Genomic DNA, 4,139 nt, shown 5'->3' with positions numbered 1-4,139 from the left:
GGAAATACATAAAGGTGGAGACGGCTGAAGACGGGAAAATAACCCTAACACCATCGGCAAGTCTCAGGATCTCAGATGCGTTTATTATGGTAGCTCCTCCGACTCAGTACTACGTAGCTCGTCCAAACTCATTTGGGTTTTCTGGGGCCGTTACCTACACAGCAATAAATATGCTAAATAACCCGCCCGCCCTAGTGACAGCAAAGGCACAGCTTGCCGGTGTATACATGACTGTTATTTTCGGGTAGTTCGCTATGTTCTGTAGCGAGTAGAGGATAGTGCTGAGGCCGAAAGGCCTCATGCCTATTTGGTTGTGTACGCCTTTCTGAGTGAAAGGAACGGCTTCTCAATAAAGTTGAAGCTCAACCACGACACTGCCAGGACTGCAGGAATTATAATGAGCAGACCATTAAGAATGGCGTTGGTGTTTTGACCGTCAGTAAATGTAATCCATAAGTTGTTCTTGATCACTGCGTCAATTACTAGGCCGTGCGTTATGTACGCCGAGTAGCTAAGCTCTCCGAGTGCTGCTACGATTCCGCTTACAAATGTTAGCTTTGTGAAGTCGCTGCTTAGGTAAGATATTACTAAGAATCCCCAAGCTATTGGTTCTAATAGTCCGATTATCGACTTGTCCGGCCAAGGAGAGTACCAGGCTCCTATATTTGGAAGCCAGTATGTCATTGAGAAAACGCCCAATATTGAAAGGACAAGTACAGGAAAGCTTGCAAAGTATTTCTTGTAATCAATATAAATGAACGCGAAAATTATGCCAATCAGAAATTGGTCAAGCCTTCCGATGATAGTCATGTAATAAAAATTGTTGTCTACGGCGGCTCCGCTCATTGGGTTGACTTGGTAAAGTATTAATGTTCTCCACAGTATCCAGAAAACCAACAAACCAAACACGTACCGTCTTCCGAAGTTTCGTACAAAAGCCATGATAAATGGAAATATCAGGTAGAATTGAAGCTCTACAGCAATTGTCCATGTAGGGCCTAGGAATTTCATTGTTGGAGAGCTTTCAATATTGCTGAAAAGGAATATTGATAGAAAGTCGTTAAAGGTTGCGGTGTCTCGGTGTATTGCCATTGCGGTGAATGCAACAACCAGGAAAAGAGGGAAAACCCTAAGAATTCTGTTTTGAATGAAGGAGGAGTATTTGAGTTCCTTTTTTCCTCCTTCTGCTATCAGCGTAAACAGGAAGCCGCTCAGGACAAGGAATAAAGTTACACCAGTGCTTCCATACATTATCATGAACATAAAGAAATTTTTGGACTCGGCACCGCCTGAGACTATGTAAGTGTGAACCAGGATAACTAGAGACGCCGCGTAAAAGCGTAGATGATCAACTCTGGGCATGTAGTTAATATTTTTGCTGTGTGCCATGGAATCCTTTTCCTGTTATTTTGGTGGCGTATAGGATTCAGGAGTCTACTAGTCATTTGGGCATCCGTCCGAACCGATTGAGCGTGCATACCATTCATCTGAAATGATAATATTGATTTTATTTCGCAGGGATCGATTCGATGCGTAAAAGCAGTGTGTTTTACGGAGGCATAATTAGCCTTCTCGTCGCCGTCATTGTTGCTGCTTGGTGGTACAAAAATAGCACTGCTCCAGAGAGCGATTTTAAGCTTGAGGATGGCTACAGCGTTGTGATTACTGGGGATTCCCTATCATTCAACTCCTTTGAGTTCGATAGCTTCGAGCCTCTGGCGCCAGCTGACTACGCTTACAAAAACCCTTATGGCCTGGCGAGCTGGGGTCACATGACGCGGGACACCCTTTACTCCTCGGCCGATGGATTTCGCTTGGGCGACACATTGTCATACGAGGTCACCAAGGGGGTCACCCCTCATCGCAACGTCAATGGCCTATACGGATCCCCATTCAATGGACGAATGAGGACGTATCTCGTCCCAAACAAAGACAGCGTGATCACTATCAAGGGTGTGGGTGGAGATTATCCTGGCGTGGCTCGTCTGATGTTCTTCACGGGCGCTTCAGACTTCACCAACATCGCCAAATTTGACATCTACAGCAACGGGGTTTATCAGCGCACTGTTAGCCTCAAGGGTGATGACAATTTCTATCGTGGCAGATATCAACTGAACGTTGACGGAATCCCCGTGGAGGCTGGCGGGTCGGTGGTCATCAAGAATATTGTCCCGGCAAGCAATGACGGATCGCCTGCAGCGGTGCAAATTGTAGGCGTATCGCTCACGCAACCATCAGTGCACATGACGGGCCACGGAATGTGGACGAGCCAGCAAGTGCTGGACGACTTCGACAACATGGTTGGTCAGTACAAGCCTGACCTGGTCTTCTATCAGATCGGCGCTAATGATATTGGCCTGAACATCCCTGTAGCGACCTTCAAGGCAAATCTTGAACTGTTCGTTCAGAAGGTCAGGGCATTGAAGCCATCCGCTAAAATCGTACTCATCACAGCTACACCTAGCAAATACCACCCCAACAGGACTGATGCGGCTGGGTATTTGAATGCAGCTCAGCAGGTATCGCAGCAATACGATTGCAAGCTTGTCGACCTTTACGAACTGCTCAGCGGGCTGGATCCAGCGAAGTGGCGCCATGACGATGTGCACGCGAGCATAGAGGGCGGCCAGTTGATCTATGACGAGATCAGGAAAAAGGCTTTCCCTGGAGTGAAGCTGGGAAGCGGTTACAAGCCAGATGCTCGATACCAGGTTGATCGAGAGCCGCGATGAACCTTGAGTGGAACGCCAGAATTGAACATAAAGTAAAGAGCCAGCTCATCTAATTAAGCCAACCAAAACATATTGCCCGCCACTGAGCGGGCTTTTTTTCGTCTGGAGAAAAGCATGAACGCAACCGAGAAAGACCGGGATATCCTGGCGCGGACTTTGTACGGCGAAGCCCGTGGCGAGGGTCTGGCCGGCCAGATCGCCGTGGCCTGGACCATCCGCAACCGTGTGTTCGATGGCAAGGCCAAGTCTTGGTGGGGCGAGGGCTATGCCGGTGTGTGCCTCAAACCCTGGCAGTTCAGTTGCTGGAACCAGAACGACTCGAACTACGCCTACCTGAGCGGTGCCAAGCAGATCCCGGCGGCCCAGTTCGCCCAGGCCCAGCGTGCGGCTGACCAGGTGATGTCTGGTGCGGTACCGGATCCAACCGGCGGGGCCACGCACTACTACGCAACGACAATGCCGAAGGCCCCGGCCTGGGCGGCGAAGGCCACGCAGACGCTGCGCCTGGGTCACCATGTCTTCTTCAAGGACGTGCCGTGATGACGCCTGGGCAAATTCTTGGCGCGATCCTGCTGGCCCTGGCCATCGGGTTTGGTGGCGCCTGGCAGGTTCAGGCCTGGCACCTTGGCGAAAGGCTGGCTGAGCAGGCCGGCCTTCACAAGGATGACCTGGCCGCGATCAGCAATGCCGCCGCCGCCCAGGTCAGCACCGAGCGGGGAAAACGCTGGGCTGCCGAACAGCGCACCACCAGCGCCGACCAACAACACTTCAAGGAACTTTCCGATGCTCAACGCAACCAGGCTCGCCTGCGTGACCAGCTTGCTACTGCTGATGTGCGGCTGTCAGTCTTTCTCGACGCCACGGATTCAGCCAGTGGCTGCAGTGTGCCTGCCACCCCCGGCACCGGCAGCGTGGTTCATGCAGCCCGTCGAGCCAAACTTGACCCAGCGCATGCTCAACGAATTATCCGAATCACAGATGACGGGGACGACGCCATAATTGCATTGCGTGCTTGCCAGGCGTACGTGCGGGCTATTGTGCGCTGATAGGCTTGATCAGTTCAGGCCCTTTGTTCCGCACGTTGCCCACGGCCGTGTCGACCTTGAACCACTCGAATACCTCGGCCGGCTCGCCCTGGTGCAGCACCATCTGCTCTGCGCGCTCCTTGGGTGTGGCCGGGTCGAGCCATTCCCTGGCCAAGTCAGGTGTCAGCACCACGGGACGACGGTCGTGGACATCCACCATGCCCCCGGCACTGTCGGCGGTGATGATCACGAAGCCATCATGCTCGCCTGGGCCTTCGTCTGCGCCAGGTAGCTGGCCGATAGCAGCACAGAATATCGGTGCACCATCGCGGCGGCGGATCAGGTAGGGCTGCTTTTTTGGGCCGCCTTCATCCACCCACTC

At 52.2% G+C, this 4,139-nt stretch carries 6 protein-coding genes; 4 read left to right on the top strand and 2 right to left on the bottom strand.

What is annotated here, in order from left to right:
* On the top strand, nucleotides 1-248 hold a 248-nt coding region (locus tag GIW04_RS28580; protein WP_236479452.1), incomplete at its 5' end, for a hypothetical protein.
* Between the two features lie 55 nt (nucleotides 249-303).
* On the opposite strand, the gene GIW04_RS28575 is transcribed toward GIW04_RS28580, so the two are convergent.
* Nucleotides 304-1,389: an acyltransferase family protein gene (locus GIW04_RS28575; protein WP_120249062.1), complete on the bottom strand. Its 1,086-nt coding sequence runs from the start codon at nucleotides 1,387-1,389 to the stop codon at nucleotides 304-306.
* A 140-nt stretch (nucleotides 1,390-1,529) separates the two neighbouring features.
* Here GIW04_RS28575 and GIW04_RS28570 point away from each other — a divergent pair, with 140 nt between their 5' ends.
* The 3 genes from GIW04_RS28570 to GIW04_RS28560 all read left to right on the top strand — a co-directional run bounded on the left by GIW04_RS28570 (nucleotide 1,530) and on the right by GIW04_RS28560 (nucleotide 3,778).
* The gene (locus GIW04_RS28570; RefSeq protein ID WP_120249063.1) at nucleotides 1,530-2,732 is read left to right on the top strand and encodes an SGNH/GDSL hydrolase family protein; all 1,203 of its coding nucleotides are present in this window, start codon (nucleotides 1,530-1,532) and stop codon (nucleotides 2,730-2,732) included.
* Nucleotides 2,733-2,846: 114 nt separating this feature from the next.
* The gene (locus GIW04_RS28565) at nucleotides 2,847-3,272 is read left to right on the top strand and encodes a cell wall hydrolase (RefSeq protein WP_120249064.1); all 426 of its coding nucleotides are present in this window, start codon (nucleotides 2,847-2,849) and stop codon (nucleotides 3,270-3,272) included.
* Nucleotides 3,272-3,778, top strand: a complete 507-nt coding sequence (locus tag GIW04_RS28560) for a lysis system i-spanin subunit Rz (RefSeq protein WP_236479451.1) — start codon at nucleotides 3,272-3,274, stop codon at nucleotides 3,776-3,778. The genes GIW04_RS28565 and GIW04_RS28560 overlap by 1 nt, the downstream gene beginning before the upstream one ends.
* On the opposite strand, the gene GIW04_RS28555 is transcribed toward GIW04_RS28560, so the two are convergent.
* Nucleotides 3,765-4,139, bottom strand: a 375-nt coding sequence (locus GIW04_RS28555) for an SOS response-associated peptidase family protein (protein WP_236479450.1), incomplete at its 5' end; no start/stop codon positions are given. The two genes, GIW04_RS28560 and GIW04_RS28555, sit on opposite strands and share 14 nt — an antisense overlap.

Origin of the sequence: Pseudomonas sp. PA-4-8C (genome assembly GCF_021606625.1) — a bacterium.
GTDB lineage: Bacteria > Pseudomonadota > Gammaproteobacteria > Pseudomonadales > Pseudomonadaceae > Aquipseudomonas > Aquipseudomonas lactis.
The sequence above is the reverse complement of the archived record's forward strand: the minus strand, read 5'-3'. Positions and strand labels throughout refer to the sequence as shown.

Excerpts from the sequence above, each read along its gene's own strand:
- GIW04_RS28575 (WP_120249062.1), bottom strand. The coding sequence starts at position 1,389 with ATGGCACACAGCAAAAATATTAACTACATGCCCAGAGTTGATCATCTA.
- GIW04_RS28570 (WP_120249063.1), top strand. The coding sequence starts at position 1,530 with ATGCGTAAAAGCAGTGTGTTTTACGGAGGCATAATTAGCCTTCTCGTC.
- GIW04_RS28565 (WP_120249064.1), top strand. The coding sequence starts at position 2,847 with ATGAACGCAACCGAGAAAGACCGGGATATCCTGGCGCGGACTTTGTAC.
- GIW04_RS28560 (WP_236479451.1), top strand. The coding sequence starts at position 3,272 with ATGACGCCTGGGCAAATTCTTGGCGCGATCCTGCTGGCCCTGGCCATC.